Genomic DNA, 20,865 nt, shown 5'->3' with positions numbered 1-20,865 from the left:
TTTAAAATTAAATTTGAAACTTAAATAATTAAACCATAAATAATGAAAACAAGTATTTTAATGGCCGTTTTTGCCTTAGGAACAATTAGTTTGCAGGCGCAATTTGGCAAAATGTTAAAAAAAGGAAATGTTGATGCAGGGAAGAAAATGGTCGCTGCAGCATCTTTAACAGATGAAGATATGGCTAAATTGTCATTGGAATCTGTAGTATGGATGGATGAAAACAATCCTGTTGGAGAAGCGGGTGATCCTTATGCGGATCGTTTGGCTAATTTGGTGAAAGGTTTCGAAAATGAAGATGGTTTAGATTTAAACTATAAAGTATATTTAGTAACCGATATTAATGCATTTGCAACTCCAGATGGTAGTGTGCGTGTTATGGCAGGTCTAATGGACTTAATGACCGATGATGAGATTCTTAGTGTCATTGGTCATGAAATAGGGCATGTTAAATTAGGACACTCTAAAGAGCGTTACAAGTCGGCTTATAAAATTTCGGCTGCTAAAGATTTAGCTGTTGCTAATACAAATTCTGGTAAAGTATTAGCAGATGGCGAAATTGGTGGTTTCGTAGAGAATGTTTTAAATGCTCAATTTTCTCAAACCAATGAATCTGAATCTGATAAATACGGATTTGAATTTTTAGTACGTCATGATTTAAATTACCATGCTATGGAAGGTGCTTTTCAAAAATTAGCAGACTTAAGTGATAATGGTGGTAAAGGATCGTTAACGTCTTCTCACCCAGGTTCTGCAAAACGCTCTGAAAGAGCTAAAGAATGGGCTGAAAAACAAGATGCAAAGAATTAATTATAATACTATTAAACAGAAAAGCTCCTTACAAATTGGTTGTAAGGAGCTTTTTTTTATGGGGTATTTCTACCTCTATTTAGTAGGTAGGATTCTTAGCTAATAATTCTGAACGGACTAATTTTCCTGAAACAGTAAGCTCACTTTCGGCCCAATTTCCTGAGCCACTAGCACCCGATGTTAGTGCCGCAGCACTCTCATCTTTATCTGCAATAGACCAATTACACCAAGAAATTTTATGATCGTCTAAATAGTTCCACCAGGTTTTGGTAGATGCCTCATCAATATATCCGTTTCCAGAGGCTTCCGTAACACCATACTCTGTAACGAAAATGGCGAGATTGTTGTTTAGTGCTATTTGCGCTATATCTCTTAGCTCTTGTTTATGTGTTGAAGCATAGTAATGCAAGGTGTATGCAACATTAGCATCATTAATTTCATGACCAACTACTTCATCTACACGCTGAGACCATGTTCTAGTACCACATATAATTAGATTATCTGGGTCATACTTTCGTATTTCTGCGATAATAGTTTCGTGGTATGGTTTTAAAACTCCAGTCCATGAAACATCTAAGGGCTCATTATATGTCTCATAGATGATATTTGGTTGATCTCCGTATTTCTGGGCTACTTCCGCAAAGAAAGCTTTAGCTTCAGGGATATGATCTTCTGCATGGTGGCTATGCCAATCTACAATCACATAAATTCCAGCGTCTATAGCGGCATCAATCACGGCGAATACTTTGGCTTTTTCTGTAGCAGGGTTGCTAATGTAGCCATCTGCATCTTCAATACCCATAGCGGCTCTCACTACGGTGGCATTCCAATCTGCATGCAACCAATTTACCGTTCCTGTTGTGTAGTATTGTCCCATCCATTGGCTCCAAAATAAAGACATACCCCGAAGTTGAATCGGGTTATTGTTCTCATCTACAATTTTGCTTCCAGAAACACTTAACTGTCCGTAAGCTTCCACAACATTGGTGGCTGTTTCTGTATTAGTGTCTGGTTCAGGGGTACTCTCTGGCTCGGGAGCTGCGGGTTCATCATCCGTAGCATCGGCAGTTTCTTCGGTGTCTACCGGGTCAATAATTTCCGGCTCCGCATCGCTGCTGCAGGAAATTAGCAGAAATAGGCTCAAAAAAAATACTGTTTTGAAAAGGGGAATTCTCATAATCATTTAAATATATAGGTTAAGGGCTAAAGGTATAGTAAATAAAAACACCTGCAAAAAGCAGGTGTTTTATATTTTTTAAACAAATTGTGATTTTTTACTTATTGCGCAATATCAACCATTTCTAAATCAAAAATTAAATCGGTATTTGCAGGAATTGGTCCTCTACCAGATTCGCCATAGGCTAAATGAGAAGGAATGAATACACGTGCTTTTTGTCCTACTTTCATTTTCATAACAGCCTCTTTAAAACCAGCAATCATTGGTGCATCCATACTTACAACCATAGGCATTGGCTCATAGCCACCTTGATCTCTTCTGTTCCAATTAAATTGTCCGTATAAGGTAGATGTTTCTTCTACATTACTATCAAACAAACGGCCATCTTCAAAATAACCTGCGTAATATAGGTTTGCCGTTTGACCCACTTTAGGCTTTTCGCCAGTACCTTCTTCTAAAGTAAATATTTTTAAACCAGAAGCTAAAGTTTGTGCCGCTTTTTTCTGACTTTCTAAATTAGCTACAAACGCAGCTTTTGCTTCCGCTAATTTTTGCTCACGCTCAGCTTCTAAACGAGCAGCCTCTTTTTCTCTAAGCTCTTCATCCGCAAAATATTTTTTCATAACAGCAACGGCATCAAATTTCTTTGCCTCTTTACCGTTTCTGATAATTTTTACCTTATTCATGATTACAGCTTCCACAGGTTTGTTGTTTTCACCAACGGCTACGGTAGCAATGCTATCTAAAACATCCATTCCGTTTACAACTTCACCAAAAACTGTATGCTTGTTGTCTAACCAAGGCGTTTCTTTATGGGTGATAAAAAACTGACTTCCGTTAGTTTTAGGACCTGAATTGGCCATAGAAAGGATTCCTTTTTTGCTATGACTTAAAGAATCTACAAACTCATCAATAAAACGGTATCCAGGATTTCCCATTCCGGTTCCTGTTGGATCACCACCTTGAATCATGAAATCTTTCATTACGCGGTGAAAAGTAAGTCCGTCATAATAATTTTTTCCTTTTAAGCTATCAGTTACAAAAGGATTTTTTCCTTCGGCAAGAGATACGAAATTGGCAACAGTAACAGGTGTCTTATCATATTCTAATTTTACAATGATATCTCCTTGTGTTGTTTGAATATCAGCAAAAATGCCATCGCCTAAATCTGCTGTTTTGCTAGATTTACAGCTGCTTACTAAAACAGTTGCAATAAGAAGTAAACTAAGAATGTTTTTCATTTTTTTAAATCTATTTATTTGTTGGGTGTTTTTCAATGTTTAAAATTTCTACGGATGATTTTATTGGGGTATTGGGAGTAATTTTATTATCATCTCCATGGTAGCCGAAAGCTAGGGAAGATGGGAATAAGAAAGTAGCTTTTTCGCCCTCCTTTAAAAGAGTAAAGGTATTTCGTAAGCCTTTAAATAAACTAGGCTTATTTACTTTTATACGTTGTGTGCCAATTTCTTTTGCTGAATATATGGTGTCGTTGGTTAGCGTCATGATATTGTACGTTAACGTTACGACATCTTCTTCTTGAGGTACATAGGGTAATGAATCATTTTTTGTTTCATAATAAAACCATGATCCAGTAGCTGTAGGTAAGTACTCATGAAGCGTATCTTTTTTTACCAGTCTATTTATAATTTTCACTTCTATTTCTAAAAGATCTTTGTTGCGTTCTACGGTAGATTTTACCAGCTTAGGCGTAGATACACGAACTGGTTTACGCGCTATAGGCTCCTCACAACTTATAAAAAGTAAACATAATGCACTCAAATATAACAGATACTTCATTATCGGGTTAATTCTTTTAAATGTTTCGGTAACAAGTTTACAAAATACGCTGCAGTTTCTTCTAATGGAAGGTCACTTTTTCCTCCAGCAGCATTATTATGTCCGCCACCATGAAAATAAGCACGTGCAAATTCATTAACAGAAAAATCTCCTTCAGACCTGAAAGATATTTTTATAATACCTTCTTCTTTATTCTCAATGAAGATTACCGCGAAGCGAATACCGTCTAATGTTAATCCGTAGTTTACAAAGCCTTCCGTATCTCCTTTTTGATATTTATAGGTATCTAACTCATCTTGACTAAGGGTGATGTATGCCGTATTAAATTCTTCTAAAATCACCATGTTTTTAAGCGCACAGCCTAATAAATGCAATCTGCTAGGAGAATTGGTGTCATACACAACGTTGTGTATACGGGTGTTTTCTGCCCCTTTATCTATTAGTTCTGCAACAATTTTGTGCGTTTTACTAGTGGTAGAGGAGAATTTAAATGAGCCTGTATCTGTCATGATCCCTGTATAAAGACAGTTGGCAATTTCGGAGGTAATCTTATCGGTATCACCTAAATAATCGATAAAATTATAAACCATCTCACAGGTAGAACTCATAGTAACATCAGAATAAGTCACTAATGCATAGTCAGACGGCTCTTGGTGATGATCTATCATAATAAAAGTAGCAGAAGCTTCTTCTAAGAACGATTGCATCTGCCCAACACGTCCTAAATGATTAAAATCTAAGGTGAAAATTAGCGTAGCTTCATCAATAGCTCTTTTAGCTTGTGAATTTTCTACCTCAAAATTTAGAATATCTTCACTACCTGGCATCCATTTTAAAAACTTAGGCGAATCATTAGGACTAATAATTGTAGCGTCCTGTCCGTTGTTTTTCAGATAGTGCCATAGGCCTAATGTAGAGCCAATAGCATCTCCGTCAGGATTTTTATGTGGTATGATAACTATTTTTTGTGGAACACTAAGTAGCTCCTTTACTTTGCTAATATCCTCTGAATTCATGGCGGCAAAGATACTATTTTATACTATAGTGCTACAGTAAGAATTGCTATTTTTGTAAGGAAACAATATTTGAAAATGAAGAAGTTACCAATAGTATTTAACAGTGTATTTATTTTATTAGGGGTAGTACTAGGGCAAGCACAAGACAAAAGTGTTCCTGATGCGCGTGTGGAAAAGGCTGATTTTACCATCGCTTTTGGGTCCTGTAATAAGAGTACCATCCCTAATGTATTGTGGGATGATATTTTAAATACCCATCCTGATGTCTGGATATGGGGAGGTGATAATGTCTATGCAGATACTAATGACATGCAAAAGCTTCAACAGTTTTATAAAAGCCAAGATAGTGTATTAGGCTATCAAAAATTAAGAGCCGAAGTTCCTGTGATTGGTACTTGGGATGATCATGATTATGGTTTAAATGATGGGGGAGTAGAGTATGCCTTCAAAAAAGAAAGTCAGCAAGTATTTCTAGATTTCTTTAAAGTAGCAAAAGATAGCCCACGTAGAAAACAAGAAGGGGTGTATGCTGCTCATACCTATAATACGCCAGAAGGGAGTATGAAAGTAATAGTATTAGATACCCGTTACTTTAGAACTGCATTAACTAAGGATACCGAAACAAAAAAAAGAACGAAACCAAATACTTACGGCGAAGGTACCGTTTTAGGAGCAGCACAATGGGAGTGGTTAGCGAAGGAACTGAATTCTAGTACGGCAGATTTTAATATTTTAGTAAGTAGCATACAAGTGTTGTCTAATAAGCATGGTTTTGAAACATGGGGTAATTTTCCGCATGAAGTAGATAAATTAGAGCAGTTGATTGCCGATTCTAAAGCTAAAGGTGTTGTGGTGCTCTCTGGAGACCGGCATATTTCAGAATTTTCAAAAACAACTATAGCGGGTGTTGCGTATCCATTGATAGATTTTACGAGTAGCGGACTTACCCATGTGTATTCTTCGTACTCAGGAGAAGAAAATCCGTATCGGGTAGGAGAGGTGGTTTCTGAAGTGAGTTTTGGTACCTTGACGTTTAATTTTGAAACCAGTCATATTATTTTCAAAATGATAGGCGATGAGGGTAATGTCTTGGGTATCTTGGAACAAGGGTTTAAATAATCGTTAACTTACCTTCAGTTTTTTATTAATCTATTGTAGAATGTATTTAAAATAGTACTTTTGCACAAAATTTAAAGAAAATGACAAATAGAACATTTACAATGCTTAAGCCAGATGCTGTTGAAAACGGACATATTGGTGCTATTCTAGACAAAATTAATGCTGCTGGTTTTAAGATTGTAGCTATGAAATATACGCAATTAAGCAAAAGAGATGCTCAAGCGTTTTACGCTGTTCATAGTGAGCGTCCTTTTTACGGAGAATTGGTAGACTTTATGTCTAGAGGACCAATCGTTGCTGCTATTTTAGAAAAAGATAATGCTGTTGAAGATTTTAGAGCTTTAATTGGTGCAACTAACCCAGCTGAGGCTGCAGATGGTACTATCCGTAAAATGTTTGCTACGTCTCTTGGAGAGAATGCAGTACATGGTTCTGATAGTGATGAGAATGCTGCTATTGAAGGAGCTTTTCATTTTGCTGGAAGAGAAATTTTCTAGGAAAACAACATAGAATATACTAAAAAAGGCTACTCCGTGATGAGTGGCCTTTTTTTTTATTTTAATTAGACTTGTAATAAGTAAAGGGTTGATTATTCAATTTAGAAAATGGTAGCTTAACGCAACACCAACTTCTTCACCACTTCTTTTTTTAACTCATCGTTAAGCATGGTGATAATTTTAGATTTCCCCAAGCTTAGTTCTGATCGTAATACGGAGGAAGAGAGCGATATAAATAAGGTGTCTCCCCGTAATTCTATGGCCGTAGTATAGTTATTAACGCCATTACCCATAAGATTGGTCCAAGCTTCTCTAACATCAACCTTATCCATACCTTTTTGGAGTTTGTTCACGTCAATAAACTCTTTTAGAGCTTCACTTAAGGGAATGTTTTCTCTGCGTCTTTTCGCCATTATTTAGAAATATTTATAGGTTCGTAGCGTTTGTAAAAATACGTGATATTATCCTCACTGGTGACTGAAAACTTATCTTTTGATATAGATTTTAAGGTTTCCGTCCACTCACTTATTTCCGTTTTATAGGTGAATAAGAATTGGTCTTCTTTTTTGTAAATACTAAATAGTTCAGCATCATTACTGGTAATGTAGGTGCCGCTAAATGTGGGTTTTACTTTTTTTCTAAAACCTTTTAATCCGTCTAGTTCTATGTAATCTATAGTTTCATTTACTTTGTATTCTTTCTTTTGTCCGTCAGAGAGCGTTACTTTCTCAATTTCCCAATATCCGTTTAAAGCACTCAATTGCTCTTCTGTAATTTTTTGAGAACAAGAAGTTATTAGGAATAGGAATACTACGGCGCTTATTTTTTTTATCATTAGATTTTTTATTTTGAACTTGTCATTAGAGTCTTGAATTTTTCACTTTTAATCTGTTCTCGATACTATTTTTGTTTCGTTACGCTGCACAAAAATCACTCGAACTGACATTCTCCATTATTTTGAACTTTGCACTTGAACTTTTTAGTTGCCATCAACTAGCTCCCTAATTTGAACATCTTATAGGACTGGTGAGTGGTTTTAATTACATTTTCTGTTCTGTCCGCATGAGTATCGCTTATAAATAGCTGTCCGAAATTTTCATCGTTCACCAAACTAATAATATGACTCACTCGGTTTTCGTCTAGCTTATCAAAAATATCATCTAACAATAAGATAGGTGTAGTTTTAGATTGCTCTTTGATAAAATGAAATTGTGCTAGTTTCAATGCAATAAGAAATGATTTTTGTTGCCCCTGACTTCCAAATTTTTTAATAGGGTGTTCGCCTAAATCAAAATTTAAATCGTCTTTATGAACCCCAACACTGGTATATTGTAGTGCTCTATCTTTTTCAATATTTTTGCCTAACAGGTCTAAAAGCTTTGTGTCTAGTAGTTTACTATCGTAGACTAAGGATACTTCCTCATTTCCGCCAGAGATAATCTGGTATTGTTCTTTAAAGATAGGAATAAAGGTTTCTAAAAAGGCCACACGTTTGTTAAATATTTGAGTGCCATAGGTGTCTAGTTGCTCATTGTAGACACTTAGATTAGTGGCATCAAAAGTATGGTTGGCAGCAAAATATTTTAAAAGTGAATTACGCTGACTCACAATCTTATTATATTTAAGCAAGGTCTGCAGGTATTCTTTATCGGATTGTGAAATAACACCATCTATAAATTTTCGGCGTGTATCACTACCCTCGGTAATCAAATCTCTATCAGAAGGCGATATAATGACTAGTGGCAAGAAGCCTATATGGTCTGAAAGCTTATCGTAGGCTTTGCCATTTTTCTTAATAATTTTTTTCAGTCCTTTTTTAAGACTGCATACTATTTTTTCTTCTCGGTCTAATTTTTCAAAATTCCCTTCGATGACAAAAAAATCTTCGCCATGTTTTATATTCTGAGTGGCAATAGGGTTAAAATAACTTTTACCAAATGATAAATGGTAAATGGCATCTAGGATATTTGTTTTTCCAATACCGTTCTGCCCTACGAAACAGTTGATTTTGCTGTCAAAATCGAAATTTTCGGTACTAAAATTTTTGTAATTTATAAGGGATAATTTCTTCAGAAACATGCTCTGTAACCGTGATTTTTAGATTGATTAGTAGACGAACGTGCAAATTATCGAAAAATAACGAATAAGAAGCTTCCGATTTTGAATAAAAACTTTATTTTTGCCCGATTATTAAAATTAAATAATGGCTACATACAAGAAGCGCGGATATAAAGCAAAAGAAGTAAATATTGATTCTACAGACGAAGTTGAGTTCAATGAACAAGACAGTACAACGGCTGAGGTGTTTAGTACCTTAGATGATAGTGCAAATAAAACTGAAGAATGGGTTTCTAAAAACCAAAATTATATTCTAGGTGTTATTGGTGCTATTGCAGTAGGGGTTTTAGGGTATTTAGCCTATGATCAATTTGTGAAGAAACCACAAGAAGCAGATGCAGGAAACGAAATGTTTTATGCCATGCAATATTTTAATGAAGCTTTGCAAAACCCAGTAGCGCAAGATTCATTATACAATTTAGCATTGAAAGGTGGTAATGGTAAATATGGTTTAATTGATGTTATTGATAACTACGGTGGTACAGAAAGTGCAAATCTTGCTTCTTATGCCGCAGGGATGTCTTACTTAAACACACAAAAATATCAAGAAGCAATTGATTATTTAAGTGATTATACCGCTAAAGATGCTATTACAGATGCTATTGCAAAAGGTGGTATGGGTGATGCATTTATGCAATTGAATCAGCCAGAAGATGCTTTAGGATATTATGAAAAGGCATTAAGTGCTAATACAAATGAGTATAGTACACCAATGTTTTTACAAAAAGCTGGTGTTGCTGCTTTAGAGCTAAATAAGAATGATGCTGCTTTAAAATATTTTGAAAGAATAAAAGAAGAATTTGCAAAATCTCCAGAAGCTAGTTTGGTAGATGCTTACATTGCAATGGCTAAAAATAAATAAGTATGGCTACAGCCAATAAAAATTTATCTGTTTACGATAAAGCTACAATCCCAAATGCGAAAGATTTTCGATTTGGGATTGTTGTTTCTGAATGGAACACGAATATTACAGAAGGATTGTTTAACGGAGCTAAAGAAGCCTTATTAGATTGTGGTGCTTTAGCCGAAAATATTATTCGTTGGAATGTTCCTGGTTGTTTTGAATTAACCTTTGGAAGTAAAAAAATGATAGCAACACAAAATGTTGATGCTGTTATTGCCATAGGAAGTGTTATTCAAGGAGAAACGAAGCATTTTGATTTTGTTTGCGATGCTACCGCTCAAGGAATAAAAGACTTAAATGTGCTAACTGATATTCCTGTGATTTTTTGTGTCTTAACAGATAACAATCTACAACAAGCAATAGACCGTAGTGGTGGTATTCACGGAAACAAAGGTACAGAGGCTGCTATTGCAGCTATTAAAATGGCGGCATTAGGTTCGTAATAGGAGCTAAATTATTGAGTTTTAGCTTTAAAAATGGACCTATGGGTGTTGTTTTTAAAGCTAAACTTGTTTTTAACCCTTTCCTTAGTCTTATTTTTTAATGAATATGAGGCTTATTAGACCAGTAATTTCTCTTCTTATTTTTAGTTTATCTATTTTAAAGGCTACATAGTATACAACCACAGATGCTATAACTTGTTAGTTCTTGATTGGAATGTTAACAATTTTTAGCATTGGATGTCAGGTGGAGTGCTGTATTTTCAGTATTTTTGATGCTGAATCATAACATTCTTATCTTGAGATTAAAAGGGTTTAAACTTAGAAAAAACACTAGTTTTAAGTACGTACCACGTTACATGGAGAACGAGGGTGTGGAGAATGCTTATAAAATTGATTCTAAATTTTCCAAATATAAAGATGCTACCGTTCCTGGTGATATGCGTGGCAGTTGGGGAGAAGCAAGAAAGGCAGGAAGAACTAAAGGAAATAGAGATATTAATTTTAGGCTTGTAGTTATTATTGCAGTCCTGGTTCTTATTGTTTGGTGGTTTTTTGATTTTGACTTATCCCTTTTTACTAGATTTTAATGGCTGACATAATTCAACTTTTACCCGACCATGTTGCGAATCAAATTGCTGCTGGCGAGGTAGTGCAACGACCTGCTTCTGTTGTAAAAGAGCTTTTAGAAAATGCAATTGATGCTGGTGCTGATGCTATAAAATTGATCATTAAAGATGGTGGAAAGGCCTTGATCCAGGTTGTAGATAATGGCGTGGGGATGAGTGCTACAGATGCACGTTTAAGTTTTGAACGGCATGCTACTTCAAAAATAAAAAGCGCAGATGATTTGTTTTGTTTGCATACCAAAGGGTTTAGAGGAGAAGCACTTGCTTCTATAGCGGCAATTGCACATGTAGAACTGCTTACACGAACAGAAGATGAGGAGCTGGGAGTGCAGTTAAAAATAGAAGGAAGCAAAATTAGTTCTCAAGAACCTATTGTAACGCCAAAAGGAACTTCTTTTTGCATTAAGAATCTATTTTTTAATATTCCAGCAAGACGAAATTTTTTAAAATCTAATCAAGTAGAGTTCAGGCATATTACCGATGAATTTCATCGTGTAGCCTTAGCGCATCCAGATATTCAATTTCATTTTTATAATAATGGAAGTGAAATTTTTCACCTTCCAAAATCTAATTACAGGCAACGTATTGTTAATGTATTTGGATCTAAAACTAATGAAAAGCTCGTTCCGGTAGAGGAAGAAACGCAAGTGGTTAAAATTTCTGGTTTTATTAGTAAGCCAGAATTTTCTAAGAAGAGTAGAGGAGAGCAGTTTTTCTTTGTTAATAATAGATTTATTAAAAGCCCGTATTTGCATCATGCAGTAGTGAGTGCTTTTGAAGGTTTAATAAAGTCTGAAAACCATCCGGGTTATTTTTTATATCTAGATGTAGACCCAGCCTCTATAGATATAAACATACACCCAACAAAAACAGAGATTAAGTTTGATGATGAGCATACCGTTTATGCATTATTACGTTCTGCTATAAAACATGCTTTAGGGCAGTTTAATGTAGTGCCTGCCTTAGATTTTGAGGCAGATCAAAACTTAGAAACGCCTTATGATTATAAGGCAAAATTAGCAGAAGTACCTAGAGTATCCGTAGATGCTAGCTTCAATCCTTTTGCAGAGGAGACTCCTAAAACTAGTCATAGATCTTCTACGTATGAAAAGCCTAGTACTAAGGGTTGGGAGAATATGTATGTTGGTTTAGAATCTAAAGTGGGTAAAGAATCAGATTTTAGTAGTGTTAGTTTTGAATCAGAAACCATTACGGGCTCTATTTTTGATAATCAGGCCGAAGCTATTGACACCGTTTCTACTACATTTCAGTTAAAACGTAAGTACATCGTAACTACAATTAAGTCTGGAATGATTATTATAGACCAGAGCAGAGCACACCAACGTGTGTTGTATGAAAATTTCTTGAAGAATATTACAATTAAGGAAGGGGTAAGTCAGCAATTACTTTTTCCATTGCAATTAAACTTTTCAAGTACCGAAGTACATATCATCAAAGAAATTATTGATAGCTTAATAAATTTAGGTTTTGCCTTTGATGCGATAGAAGAAGAATATGTTTCAATTTCTGGAGTACCTTTGTTGGTGCCTGAAAGTGAGGTAGGAATGGTCTTAGATCAGCTTATTTCTGACTATCAAATGGATACTCCGGAAGATAGTTTTTCACAATCAGATATTTTGGCTAAAACATTAAGTAAAACCCTAGCAGTAAAAACAGGTGAACAATTGGATAGTGAATCACAATTGGCCTTAGTTAATAATTTATTTGCGTGTAAGGAATTTAAGATTAGTCCGTTTAACAAACCTATATATATTACCCTTACTGGGGAAGATATAGATAAAAAATTCTTTTAAATGATTAGAATTACTGAAGCGGTAAAGCATCTAATTATCATTAATGTATTGTTCTTCGTGGCCACGTTGATGGTCGGAGATCAAATGTATCAATGGTTTGCTTTGTGGTTTCCTAAAAATGAAAATTTTCAAGTTTGGCAATTAATTACCCATATGTTTATGCATGGAGGGCCTTCACATATTTTGTTTAATATGTTTGGTCTTTGGATGTTTGGGTCTGCGGTAGAAGATTACTTAGGGAAGAAACAGTTTTTATTCTTGTATTTTTCTGCGGGATTAGGAGCTGTGATTTTTCAATTAGGCTTTTATTATTTCTCTTACTTGCCTGCTTATACCGACTTAATAAGTTCTGGTTTATCAGGAGATCAAATTGTACAAATGTTAAGCTCTAATCAGCTTTTAGAGTCTGTGAATGATGCACAACGTCTTAAGTTGCAAGAAATGTTTCCTATTTACAATGCATCAATGGTAGGGGCTTCTGGTTGTATCATGGGAATATTGGCGGCTTTTGGAGTGATGAAGCCTAATGCAGAACTAATGATGATATTTATACCTATTCCAATAAAGGCGAAATACTTTATTCCAGGGATTATATTATTAGATCTTTTTTCTGCACTTTCAGGAAAATCTTATTTCAGTCCGAGTAATACGGCTTTTATGGCGCACGTAGGTGGTGCAATATTTGGATTTATAATGATGTGGTATTGGAAGAAAAATTCATTTAATAAGAACCGTTGGGACTAATATGGCTGTAAATCTAAGATATCAATTTACCCGATTAAATATAGCTGAAAAGCTTATTGTAGTCAATGTAGCCTTGTTTATTATAACAAGATTAGTGGCTGTGCTTTTTGGCACCAGCGTTGATGCCTTAGTGCATTGGTTTGAGCTTCCTAAAGATTTTGGAACTTTTATCACGCAACCATGGTCTATTGTGACTTATGCTTTTTTTCATGGTAATTTAGGGCACATCTTTTTTAATATGATCATGCTCTATTTTACGGGTAGGATATTTATGAACCTGTTTGGCGAACGTAAATTTATCAATGTATATTTTTTGGGCGCTATTTTCGGCGGATTATTATTTATGCTGAGTTATAATATATTTCCGGCCTTAACAGGTTTGAATAATTCATTAATTGGTGCTTCTGCGGCAGTAATGGCGGTGCTGATTTTTGTATGCACCTATACACCTAATCAAGAAGTGCGGGTGATATTTTTTAATATTAAACTTTGGCATTTAGGGGTTACTTTTATAGTGATAGATTTAGTCTTTATTGGAGGAAACTCTAATATTGGCGGGCGTTTGTCTCATCTAGGGGGTGCCTTTATAGGGTATTTATACGCAAGCCAATTAACAAAGGGGCGTGATATAGGTGCAGGATTTTCTGGAATGTTAGACAGTATTCAAAACCTATTTACTAAAGAGAAAAAGGCTCCTTTAAAAACGGTGTATCGCAAGCCATCTTCTAATTTAAAAACCGTAGCAGCGTCCGATAAAGAAAAACACCAACGACAAATTGATATTATCTTAGACAAGATAAGTAAATCTGGGTATGAAAGTCTGTCTAAAGCAGAAAAAGACTTCTTATTTAAAGCAGGTAAAGAATAATTAGGTGGGTATAGGCTCTTTTTTTAGTAAAGTAATTTTTGGTCTTAATGTGCTGCTTGGAGCACTGTTACTGCTGTCTTGTTTGGTGCCCTATGTTTCTGTAGAAACGGTTCCTTTTATTGCTTTTTTTAGCCTTACCATTCCTATTTTGGTCTTATCCAATTTATTGTTTTTGTTATACTATGTATTTGGGAGAAACAAACGTGCCTTCTTTTCATTCTTTATTTTGTTGATTAGTTACCTCTCTCTAAGTTCCTTTTTTAAATTACGTTTTTCTAATGCTACTGATACTTCGGCAGATGTAACGCTGATGACTTTTAATGTGCGCAGTTTTAATAAGAACATGAATATTAAAAATGATGCCGTTTTTGAGGAGACCTTAGATTTAATTACTACGGAAAATCCAGATGTAATTTGTTTTCAAGAATTTAATTTTCGAAAACAAAATGATTTTGTGAATTATAAGTATAAATATCTAGAGTATAAAACCAATCAGGGTAAAGTCAAATTGGGCTTTTATTCGAAGTATCCTATCATTAACCAAGGCTTAATTAATTTCCCAGAAAGTCCTAATAATGCTGCTTTCGTGGATATAGTGGTGGCAAAAGACACGCTTCGTGTATACAACCTTCATTTAGAATCTTTACGTGTAGTGCCAGATAAAGATATCATAGCTCAGGAGGAGTCTAAGAAGCTTTACCGGAGGCTCACTAATTCATTTAAGAAGCAACAGCAACAAGCGCAAATCATAAAGGAACACAAAGAGCAATCGCCCTATAAAGTAATTGTGTGTGGTGATTTTAATGGCACGCAGTATTCTAATGTCTATAAAACAATTCGAGGAGAAATGTTAGATACTTTTCAAGAAAAGGGCTCTGGATATGGGAGAACATATAACTTTAAATATTATCCTGTTCGGATTGATTTTATTCTTTTAGATAATAGCTTTGAAGTATTGTCACATAAAAATTATAACGTAAAGCTATCAGATCACTTTCCGGTAATGACCTCATTTAATTTCTAACTGCATTAAATAACAGTCGGTAGCATCTGCGACCATATGTAGCAATAATGCAATGCCAAAAATTCTAGTTTTCTTAAAAAACAGTAATCCAAAGTAAATAGCAATAGCCCAGTATTGATGAAAGAAATGAAAATTGATGCTACATCTATTGGGATCAAATATACGTGCAGCAAAAAGATGATCTACATCAATTAAAATTGCGGCTAACAGTATGATAATAGCCCTAGCTCTAGTTTCTCTTTTAAAAAAAAGAACACCGATAAGAATGGGGACTATAAAATGAATTCCGTAATGTGCTATAAACCTAAGCATCTAAAAAATAAAGTGGCATTTGCTCAAGATAGCTTAGGGCATTGGTACCTTCATTAAAGAGCAAGTCTAAAATGCTTAAATTATCAATAAAGCCATTTCGGTCTCCAAAAACTTGAACATAAGGTTCTTGAGGAACGCTTATTTGTTTTTTTGCATCTATGAGGTAGCGGCCATCAAGACTGTCATCTTCTGGAGTCTTGTGAAATATGCTTGTCTTAACTTCTGGCATTTCTAATTGTAGACACTCACAAGCAATCTCTATCGTTCTAAGATTAAATTCTAGTAGTGAGTCAAAGGTCTTTGTGTATAGTTCGGATATTTCATCCTCATAGAACTCAAAGAACGGAGACGTTCTGTAAGCGGTTTGTAGGGTTCGCCAGTGCTGACGTTGCCAAGCATACTTATTGTCAATTAAAACAGCTGCATACGCATTTCTACCTTTATTCTTCCCATTGTGTTTAATCGGAATACTTAAAGTATGAAAGCCACGGTCATTCGCAATATTACAACGGTTTCTGAAGCTTTGCTTTTGATAATTTCCAGATACTTCCCAAATAATATCTTTTTGGGCGATTACTGCAAAATTGGTCAGGTTAAGGAAATAACCTGGATGCATTAAAACTTTCATAAGTGTGTATTATTCTTTTTTAGCCTTCTTCTTTTTTCTAAAATAATCAAATCCGAAATAAGCAACTAAAAGGATCAAGAAATATTTGAAATAGGAAGTAGGTTCACCATCGCCACTAACGGTAGTAAATACTCGTTCCCAACGAATATTCCAATTTTTAAACCCTTCTGTGAAATGGTCAATACTCATCCAAATAAATATGGGCGTACCTACAATATGGTCTTCAGGAACATATCCCCAAATTCTACTATCTTCAGATCGGTGTCTATTATCACCCATCATCCAATAATATCCTTGGCTAAATGTATATTGATCGGTTGTTGTGCCATCAATTATAATCTGGTTACCAGAAACGCTAAGCGTGTGATGTTCGTAATCACGGATGATTTTTTTATAGTATGGTAAATTTTCAAGCGTAAGCTTTACCGTTTGCCCTTTTTCAGGAAGATACACGGGTCCAAAATTGTCTACCGTACCTTCTAAATTTTTATTCTGAGGGAAAACAGCAGTACTTGCATTATGTTCACTAAAACGAAGAACTTCGGTAATACCAGATTTACCCACTAAAGCAGCTGCTTCAGCATCGGTCATATTAAACAATGCCATATTCTTTACATTCTCTGCTTTCAAGAATGAAGCGACATTGTTGGCAGAAAAGCGACCAGTATAGTAATTGTAGGTAGCATCAGACTTTATAAGTTCTAGAGTTGTTCTAGTCTTTAAGATTTCTTCTGCTTTATCTTGCAACAAGACTTCTTTAGGGATTTTGATGACGCCATCCACGTAATTTTGCATCCCGCCGGCTAAATCAATTATAGTATTGTCTATGTCCTTATCTGCAATCACCGTATGGTAAAACTGTGGTTTAGCGCGGTAAGAGAGTGCTAGTTTTTTTCCGTTAATAAATACATCACCATTAATTACAGAAAGCGAATCTCCAGGAGTACCTACACAGCGTTTTACATAGTTAGATTTCTTATCTACGGGTTTGATTACCCCTTTATCTTTTTTAAAAAATTGATACACCGTATCTGCGGGCCAACTAAAAACAACAATATCATTCTTTTTTACCTTCTTAAAACCAGGTAGTCTAAAATAGGGTAATTGAGGTTTTGTTAAATATGATTTTACACCCAACACAGGAAGTGTATCGTGTACCATTGGAGCGGCTATGGTAGTCATTGGTGTTCTTGCGCCGTAATGAAATTTACTTACAAATAAGAAATCACCCACCAATAATGTTTTTTCTAAGGAAGATGTAGGTATTACATAAGGTTGTACAAAATACGTATGTACAATACTCGCGGCTACAATAGCAAATACGATAGAGCTTACCCATTCTCCTGCAACTGTTTTTGGTTGTAAACTTCTATTTTCAATGTAGGTTACATCAAGAGCGTAATTTACATAATACGTGTAAAAACCAAAGCTTAATAATACTAACCAAGTGTCTAATAAAGAGTTTTTGCCAAAACTACGAATGGTCTCTACCCAAATTACAGGGAACATTAAAAGGTTAATGATAGGAATAAATAGCAAAATTACCCACCATTTTGGGCGGTTGATAATTTTCATCAATACGATAGCATTATATACAGGTATTGCTGCTTCCCAACCTTTTCTACCGGCTTTAATATATAATTTCCAAGTACCTAAAAAGTGAATTACTTGAATAACTACTATAAATATTAACCACTGCGTTCCGTTCATTATACGTATGTATTTAGTGCTGTATGTTGTTGTTTCTTAATCAATATGTAATACGTCTTTCATAGAAAAAACGCCATGTTTACCAATAATCCATTCTGCAGCAGTTAAGGCGCCTAAAGCAAACCCTTCTCTATTATGTGCTGTATGCTTAATTTCAATACTATCTACATTACTGCCGTAAGTAACGCTATGTGTTCCAGGAACACTAGCTTCTCTAATTGCTTTTATGGGTAGTATGTGATCTTTGGTGGCATCTAATTCCCAACCTGTATATGAAGTGTTTTTGATAATACTTTCTGCTAAAGTTATAGCAGTTCCGCTAGGAGCGTCTAGTTTTTGCGTATGGTGTATTTCTTCTAGAGATACATTGTAGTCTCTTAGATTCGCCATCATTTTAGCTAAACATTCATTAAGCTCAAAAAATAAATTTACTCCTAGGCTAAAATTAGAGGCATATATAAAGGCTCCATTATTTTCATTACATAAAATAACAGCCTCTTCATAACGGTCTAACCATCCTGTAGTGCCACTTATAATTGGAGTGTTGTTTTCTAAACACATTTTAATATTATTGAAAGCTGAAGAAGGCTGACTAAAATCTATAGCAACATCAAAAGAAGAAAAATCTATTTCAGTGGTGTCATTATCAATTTTTGCGACGATAGTATGGTTCTTTTTTAGCGCTAAAGCTTCTATCATTTTCCCCATTTTTCCATATCCGAAGAGTGCAATTCTCATGTTCTTTAAAATTTTATAGTTAAAGCCATACCATAATTTGGTTGAGCCGTAATCTCGTTGTAATCTAAGTAAGGCTGAAAATCTACACTTAAATTATCATCTACATTAAATTGTTTTAGGTGAGAGTCAACATTAGCATCAATAATATTCAATACATATAAGCCAATAGTAACCAAGACCATTAAATCGCGATCTCTTTGAAAGTTTTCTTGTGCATCCTGTAGTGCATCTGTAGAAAACTCCGGTTCTGTAAGTTCTGTATCGCTAAAAGGTGCCAAGTCATAAAACTCGTCATCTGTAAAACCTGCTTGTCTGCTTTTAAAGGCCGTTCTAAAACGTTTGTACTGGGTGTTGTTGTAGTCGTAAGCATAAATACTGGCTCCTAAGGCAGCGTAAACAATAGGCACTTTCCAGTACCTTTTATTATAGACTTGCCCCAAACCAGGAATTATAGCTGAATAAAATGCAGCTTTAGCAGGAGCTAAAGGGTTTATTTCAACACGCTTTTTGAATACCGAATCTTTAACAACAATACCCTGACTTTTTAAATCAGTTTGAATGCTGTCTAATTGAGTATCTTCTTTTGGTGTAGATTTCTCCTCTTGGGCTAGTGTCGCAAAAGTAAACCCTACAAAAAATAGTAGAAAAAATAAGAATTTATTCACCAAGAATTAATTTTTTAATACGCTCAAAATCCTCCTTAGAATTAAAAGGGATTGTTAATTTTCCTTTTCCTTTATCCGTAGCTTTTGCCTCAACTTTTACAGATAAGTAAGAATTAAAATCATTCAAACTATTTTCAATAAAACCTGGGGTTTTAGTTACTTTAGATACGGTTTCTTTTTGGCTGGTACTTGGGTTTTGGTATTCTTTTACGGCTTTTTCTGTATCACGAACAGATAAATTTTGACTAATTATTTGTTCGTATAAAGCAAGCTGGTCGTCTTTCTTATCAATATTTACAAGCGCTCTACCATGACCCATACTTAAAAAGCCATCTCTAATACCTGTTTGGATGATAGGATCTAATCTAAGTAAACGTAAATAATTAGTTATCGTAGAACGTTTTTTACCGACACGTTCACTCATTTTTTCTTGCGTTAATTGAATTTCATCAATTAAACGTTGGTAGGATAATGCAATTTCAATAGGATCTAAATCTTGTCTTTGAATATTCTCTACCAAAGCCATTTCTAACGATTCTTGATCATTAGCAATACGGATATAGGCAGGGACCGTTTCTAATCCTACCAATTTAGAAGCTCTAAATCTTCTTTCCCCAGAAACTAACTGGTATTTGTTAAATTCTAATTTACGAACTGTAATTGGCTGAATAACCCCCAATTCTCGAATAGACGAAGCTAGCTCATGCAGAGCTTCATCATTAAAATTAGAACGCGGCTGAAAAGGGTTTACCTCAATAGCATCTAAATCTAACTCTACAATATTACCAACAACTTTATCTGCATTTTTATCGGATGCAGTTTTAATATCATTTTCAGGGTCTTTCAATAAAGCAGATAGACCTCTACCTAATACTTGTTTTTGGGTTGCTTTCGCCATTATACTTTCTCCTTGTTTTTGTTTAATACTTCTTGTGCTAAACTTAAATAATTAACGGCACCTTTACTAGAAGCATCATATTTTATAATACTTTCTCCATAACTTGGAGCTTCACTCAATCTCACATTACGTTGGATAATGGTATCAAAAACCATTTCGCTAAAATGCTTACGCACTTCCTCTACTACTTGATTAGATAATCGCAGACGAGAATCATACATTGTTAATAACATCCCTTCAATATCCAATTCAGGATTATGAATACGTTGTATACTTTTTATGGTATTTAATAATTTGCCTAAACCTTCTAAGGCAAAATATTCACATTGTATAGGAATAATGACAGAATCTGCAGCGGTTAACGCATTCAACGTTAGTAGACCTAATGAAGGAGCACAATCTATTAAGATATAATCGTACTTTTCTTTAAGTGACAATATGCTTTTTTTCATCATATATTCACGCTCTTCCTTATCGACTAATTCAATCTCAATCGCAACTAAATCGATATGCGCCGGAATTAAATCTACATTAGGAGACGTGGTTTCAATGATAATTTCTTCTGCTGTCTTAGTATGTTCTAATAATTGGTAGGTACCTATTTCGATACTGTCAACATCTATACCTAAACCAGATGTTGCATTTGCTTGGGGATCAGCATCAATTAAAAGGACCTTTTTCTCTAGCACGCCTAGGGCTGCGGCTAAATTTACGGTTGAAGTGGTTTTGCCGACACCACCTTTTTGATTTGCTATGGCTATTATCTTGCCCATAATATAAAGTAAGTTAGGGGCTAAAAATACGATTATTTACAATGCTAAAAAATGTATTTTGTTAACAGTTCGTGAATAAACGTGGCTTAGAGCGTTAAAAATGGTTAATATTTTTACCTATAAAGATACAATATGCCAGATTTTGAAATTTTTTTTGCGCTAAATTATTGATTTTCAATAG

Annotated in this window: 24 protein-coding genes; 10 read left to right on the top strand and 14 right to left on the bottom strand. The window is 34.9% G+C overall.

Going from position 1 to position 20,865, the window contains the following annotated elements:
• Window positions 1–42: 42 nt before the first annotated feature.
• Window positions 43–810, top strand: coding sequence for a M48 family metallopeptidase (locus BLQ19_RS13220; protein ID WP_024480034.1), 768 nt, complete (start codon window positions 43–45; stop codon window positions 808–810).
• 79 nt (window positions 811–889) lie between these two features.
• Here BLQ19_RS13220 and BLQ19_RS13215 read toward each other — a convergent pair whose 3' ends face one another.
• From BLQ19_RS13215 to BLQ19_RS13200, 4 genes are all read right to left on the bottom strand, one after another.
• Entirely contained in the window at window positions 890–1,954 is a 1,065-nt protein-coding gene (locus tag BLQ19_RS13215; RefSeq protein ID WP_254788372.1) for a glycoside hydrolase family 5 protein, read from the bottom strand.
• Between the two features lie 134 nt (window positions 1,955–2,088).
• Window positions 2,089–3,228: a peptidylprolyl isomerase gene (locus BLQ19_RS13210; protein ID WP_074538755.1), complete on the bottom strand. Its 1,140-nt coding sequence runs from the start codon at window positions 3,226–3,228 to the stop codon at window positions 2,089–2,091.
• A 10-nt stretch (window positions 3,229–3,238) separates the two neighbouring features.
• Complete coding sequence (gene gldI, locus BLQ19_RS13205; protein ID WP_025614579.1) at window positions 3,239–3,787, bottom strand: gliding motility-associated peptidyl-prolyl isomerase GldI; 549 nt, start codon at window positions 3,785–3,787, stop codon at window positions 3,239–3,241.
• Window positions 3,787–4,803 carry a DHH family phosphoesterase gene (locus BLQ19_RS13200; RefSeq protein WP_029445892.1) on the bottom strand — a complete coding sequence of 339 codons (1,017 nt, stop codon included), beginning with the start codon at window positions 4,801–4,803 and terminating at the stop codon, window positions 3,787–3,789. Before BLQ19_RS13200 ends, gldI begins: the two co-directional genes overlap by 1 nt.
• Window positions 4,804–4,878: 75 nt before the next feature.
• Here BLQ19_RS13200 and BLQ19_RS13195 point away from each other — a divergent pair, with 75 nt between their 5' ends.
• Together BLQ19_RS13195 and BLQ19_RS13190 are read left to right on the top strand one after the other, a co-directional pair.
• Complete coding sequence (locus BLQ19_RS13195) at window positions 4,879–5,922, top strand: alkaline phosphatase D family protein (RefSeq protein WP_074538660.1); 1,044 nt, start codon at window positions 4,879–4,881, stop codon at window positions 5,920–5,922.
• 80 nt (window positions 5,923–6,002) lie between these two features.
• Entirely contained in the window at window positions 6,003–6,419 is a 417-nt protein-coding gene (locus BLQ19_RS13190; RefSeq protein WP_029445894.1) for a nucleoside-diphosphate kinase, read from the top strand.
• A gap of 116 nt (window positions 6,420–6,535) precedes the next feature.
• Here the strand turns inward: BLQ19_RS13190 and BLQ19_RS13185 are convergent, their stop codons facing one another.
• From BLQ19_RS13185 to recF, 3 genes are all read right to left on the bottom strand, one after another.
• Window positions 6,536–6,832 (bottom strand): DciA family protein, encoded by a 297-nt coding sequence (locus BLQ19_RS13185; protein ID WP_024480041.1) that lies wholly within the window; start codon window positions 6,830–6,832, stop codon window positions 6,536–6,538.
• Window positions 6,832–7,254 carry a hypothetical protein gene (locus BLQ19_RS13180; RefSeq protein WP_074538659.1) on the bottom strand — a complete coding sequence of 141 codons (423 nt, stop codon included), beginning with the start codon at window positions 7,252–7,254 and terminating at the stop codon, window positions 6,832–6,834. The genes BLQ19_RS13185 and BLQ19_RS13180 overlap by 1 nt, the downstream gene beginning before the upstream one ends.
• A gap of 158 nt (window positions 7,255–7,412) precedes the next feature.
• Window positions 7,413–8,498 carry a DNA replication/repair protein RecF gene (recF, locus tag BLQ19_RS13175; RefSeq protein ID WP_025614584.1) on the bottom strand — a complete coding sequence of 362 codons (1,086 nt, stop codon included), beginning with the start codon at window positions 8,496–8,498 and terminating at the stop codon, window positions 7,413–7,415.
• Window positions 8,499–8,622: 124 nt separating this feature from the next.
• On the opposite strand from recF, the gene BLQ19_RS13170 reads away from it, so the two are divergent.
• The 7 genes from BLQ19_RS13170 (at window position 8,623) to BLQ19_RS13140 (ending at window position 14,960) form a co-directional block, all read left to right on the top strand.
• On the top strand, window positions 8,623–9,399 hold the full coding sequence (locus BLQ19_RS13170; RefSeq protein WP_024480044.1) for a tetratricopeptide repeat protein: 777 nt from the start codon (window positions 8,623–8,625) through the stop codon (window positions 9,397–9,399).
• Window positions 9,400–9,401: 2 nt separating this feature from the next.
• Complete coding sequence (gene ribH / locus BLQ19_RS13165; RefSeq protein ID WP_074538658.1) at window positions 9,402–9,884, top strand: 6,7-dimethyl-8-ribityllumazine synthase; 483 nt, start codon at window positions 9,402–9,404, stop codon at window positions 9,882–9,884.
• A 356-nt stretch (window positions 9,885–10,240) separates the two neighbouring features.
• Window positions 10,241–10,471, top strand: coding sequence for a hypothetical protein (locus tag BLQ19_RS13160; RefSeq protein ID WP_226989904.1), 231 nt, complete (start codon window positions 10,241–10,243; stop codon window positions 10,469–10,471).
• A complete protein-coding gene (gene mutL, locus BLQ19_RS13155) occupies window positions 10,471–12,324 on the top strand; it encodes a DNA mismatch repair endonuclease MutL (protein ID WP_074538657.1) in 1,854 nt (617 codons plus the stop codon). The genes BLQ19_RS13160 and mutL overlap by 1 nt, the downstream gene beginning before the upstream one ends.
• Window positions 12,325–13,068, top strand: coding sequence for a rhomboid family intramembrane serine protease (locus BLQ19_RS13150; protein ID WP_029448606.1), 744 nt, complete (start codon window positions 12,325–12,327; stop codon window positions 13,066–13,068).
• 1 nt (window position 13,069) lies between these two features.
• Window positions 13,070–13,936 carry a rhomboid family protein gene (locus tag BLQ19_RS13145; RefSeq protein ID WP_034668964.1) on the top strand — a complete coding sequence of 289 codons (867 nt, stop codon included), beginning with the start codon at window positions 13,070–13,072 and terminating at the stop codon, window positions 13,934–13,936.
• Between the two features lie 4 nt (window positions 13,937–13,940).
• Window positions 13,941–14,960, top strand: a complete 1,020-nt coding sequence (locus BLQ19_RS13140; RefSeq protein ID WP_024480050.1) for an endonuclease/exonuclease/phosphatase family protein — start codon at window positions 13,941–13,943, stop codon at window positions 14,958–14,960.
• Here the strand turns inward: BLQ19_RS13140 and BLQ19_RS13135 are convergent.
• The 7 genes from BLQ19_RS13135 to BLQ19_RS13105 are packed head-to-tail and all read right to left on the bottom strand — an operon-like array spanning window position 14,946 to window position 20,684.
• The gene (locus tag BLQ19_RS13135; protein WP_029445906.1) at window positions 14,946–15,272 is read right to left on the bottom strand and encodes a DUF6122 family protein; all 327 of its coding nucleotides are present in this window, start codon (window positions 15,270–15,272) and stop codon (window positions 14,946–14,948) included. The two genes, BLQ19_RS13140 and BLQ19_RS13135, sit on opposite strands and share 15 nt — an antisense overlap.
• Window positions 15,265–15,900, bottom strand: coding sequence for a WbqC family protein (locus BLQ19_RS13130; RefSeq protein ID WP_074538656.1), 636 nt, complete (start codon window positions 15,898–15,900; stop codon window positions 15,265–15,267). Before BLQ19_RS13130 ends, BLQ19_RS13135 begins: the two co-directional genes overlap by 8 nt.
• 9 nt (window positions 15,901–15,909) lie before the next feature.
• Window positions 15,910–17,610: a signal peptidase I gene (gene lepB / locus BLQ19_RS13125; protein WP_074538655.1), complete on the bottom strand. Its 1,701-nt coding sequence runs from the start codon at window positions 17,608–17,610 to the stop codon at window positions 15,910–15,912.
• A gap of 36 nt (window positions 17,611–17,646) precedes the next feature.
• Entirely contained in the window at window positions 17,647–18,348 is a 702-nt protein-coding gene (dapB, locus tag BLQ19_RS13120; protein ID WP_074538654.1) for a 4-hydroxy-tetrahydrodipicolinate reductase, read from the bottom strand.
• A gap of 5 nt (window positions 18,349–18,353) precedes the next feature.
• Window positions 18,354–19,016, bottom strand: a complete 663-nt coding sequence (locus tag BLQ19_RS13115) for a DUF5683 domain-containing protein (protein WP_074538653.1) — start codon at window positions 19,014–19,016, stop codon at window positions 18,354–18,356.
• Window positions 19,006–19,911 (bottom strand): ParB/RepB/Spo0J family partition protein, encoded by a 906-nt coding sequence (locus tag BLQ19_RS13110; RefSeq protein WP_024480056.1) that lies wholly within the window; start codon window positions 19,909–19,911, stop codon window positions 19,006–19,008. Before BLQ19_RS13110 ends, BLQ19_RS13115 begins: the two co-directional genes overlap by 11 nt.
• Window positions 19,911–20,684, bottom strand: a complete 774-nt coding sequence (locus BLQ19_RS13105) for a ParA family protein (protein ID WP_024480057.1) — start codon at window positions 20,682–20,684, stop codon at window positions 19,911–19,913. The genes BLQ19_RS13110 and BLQ19_RS13105 overlap by 1 nt, the downstream gene beginning before the upstream one ends.
• Window positions 20,685–20,865 lie beyond the last annotated feature (181 nt).

This window comes from Cellulophaga baltica (assembly GCF_900102165.1).
GTDB lineage: Bacteria > Bacteroidota > Bacteroidia > Flavobacteriales > Flavobacteriaceae > Cellulophaga > Cellulophaga baltica.
This window is presented reverse-complemented; position numbering and strand designations above follow the sequence as displayed.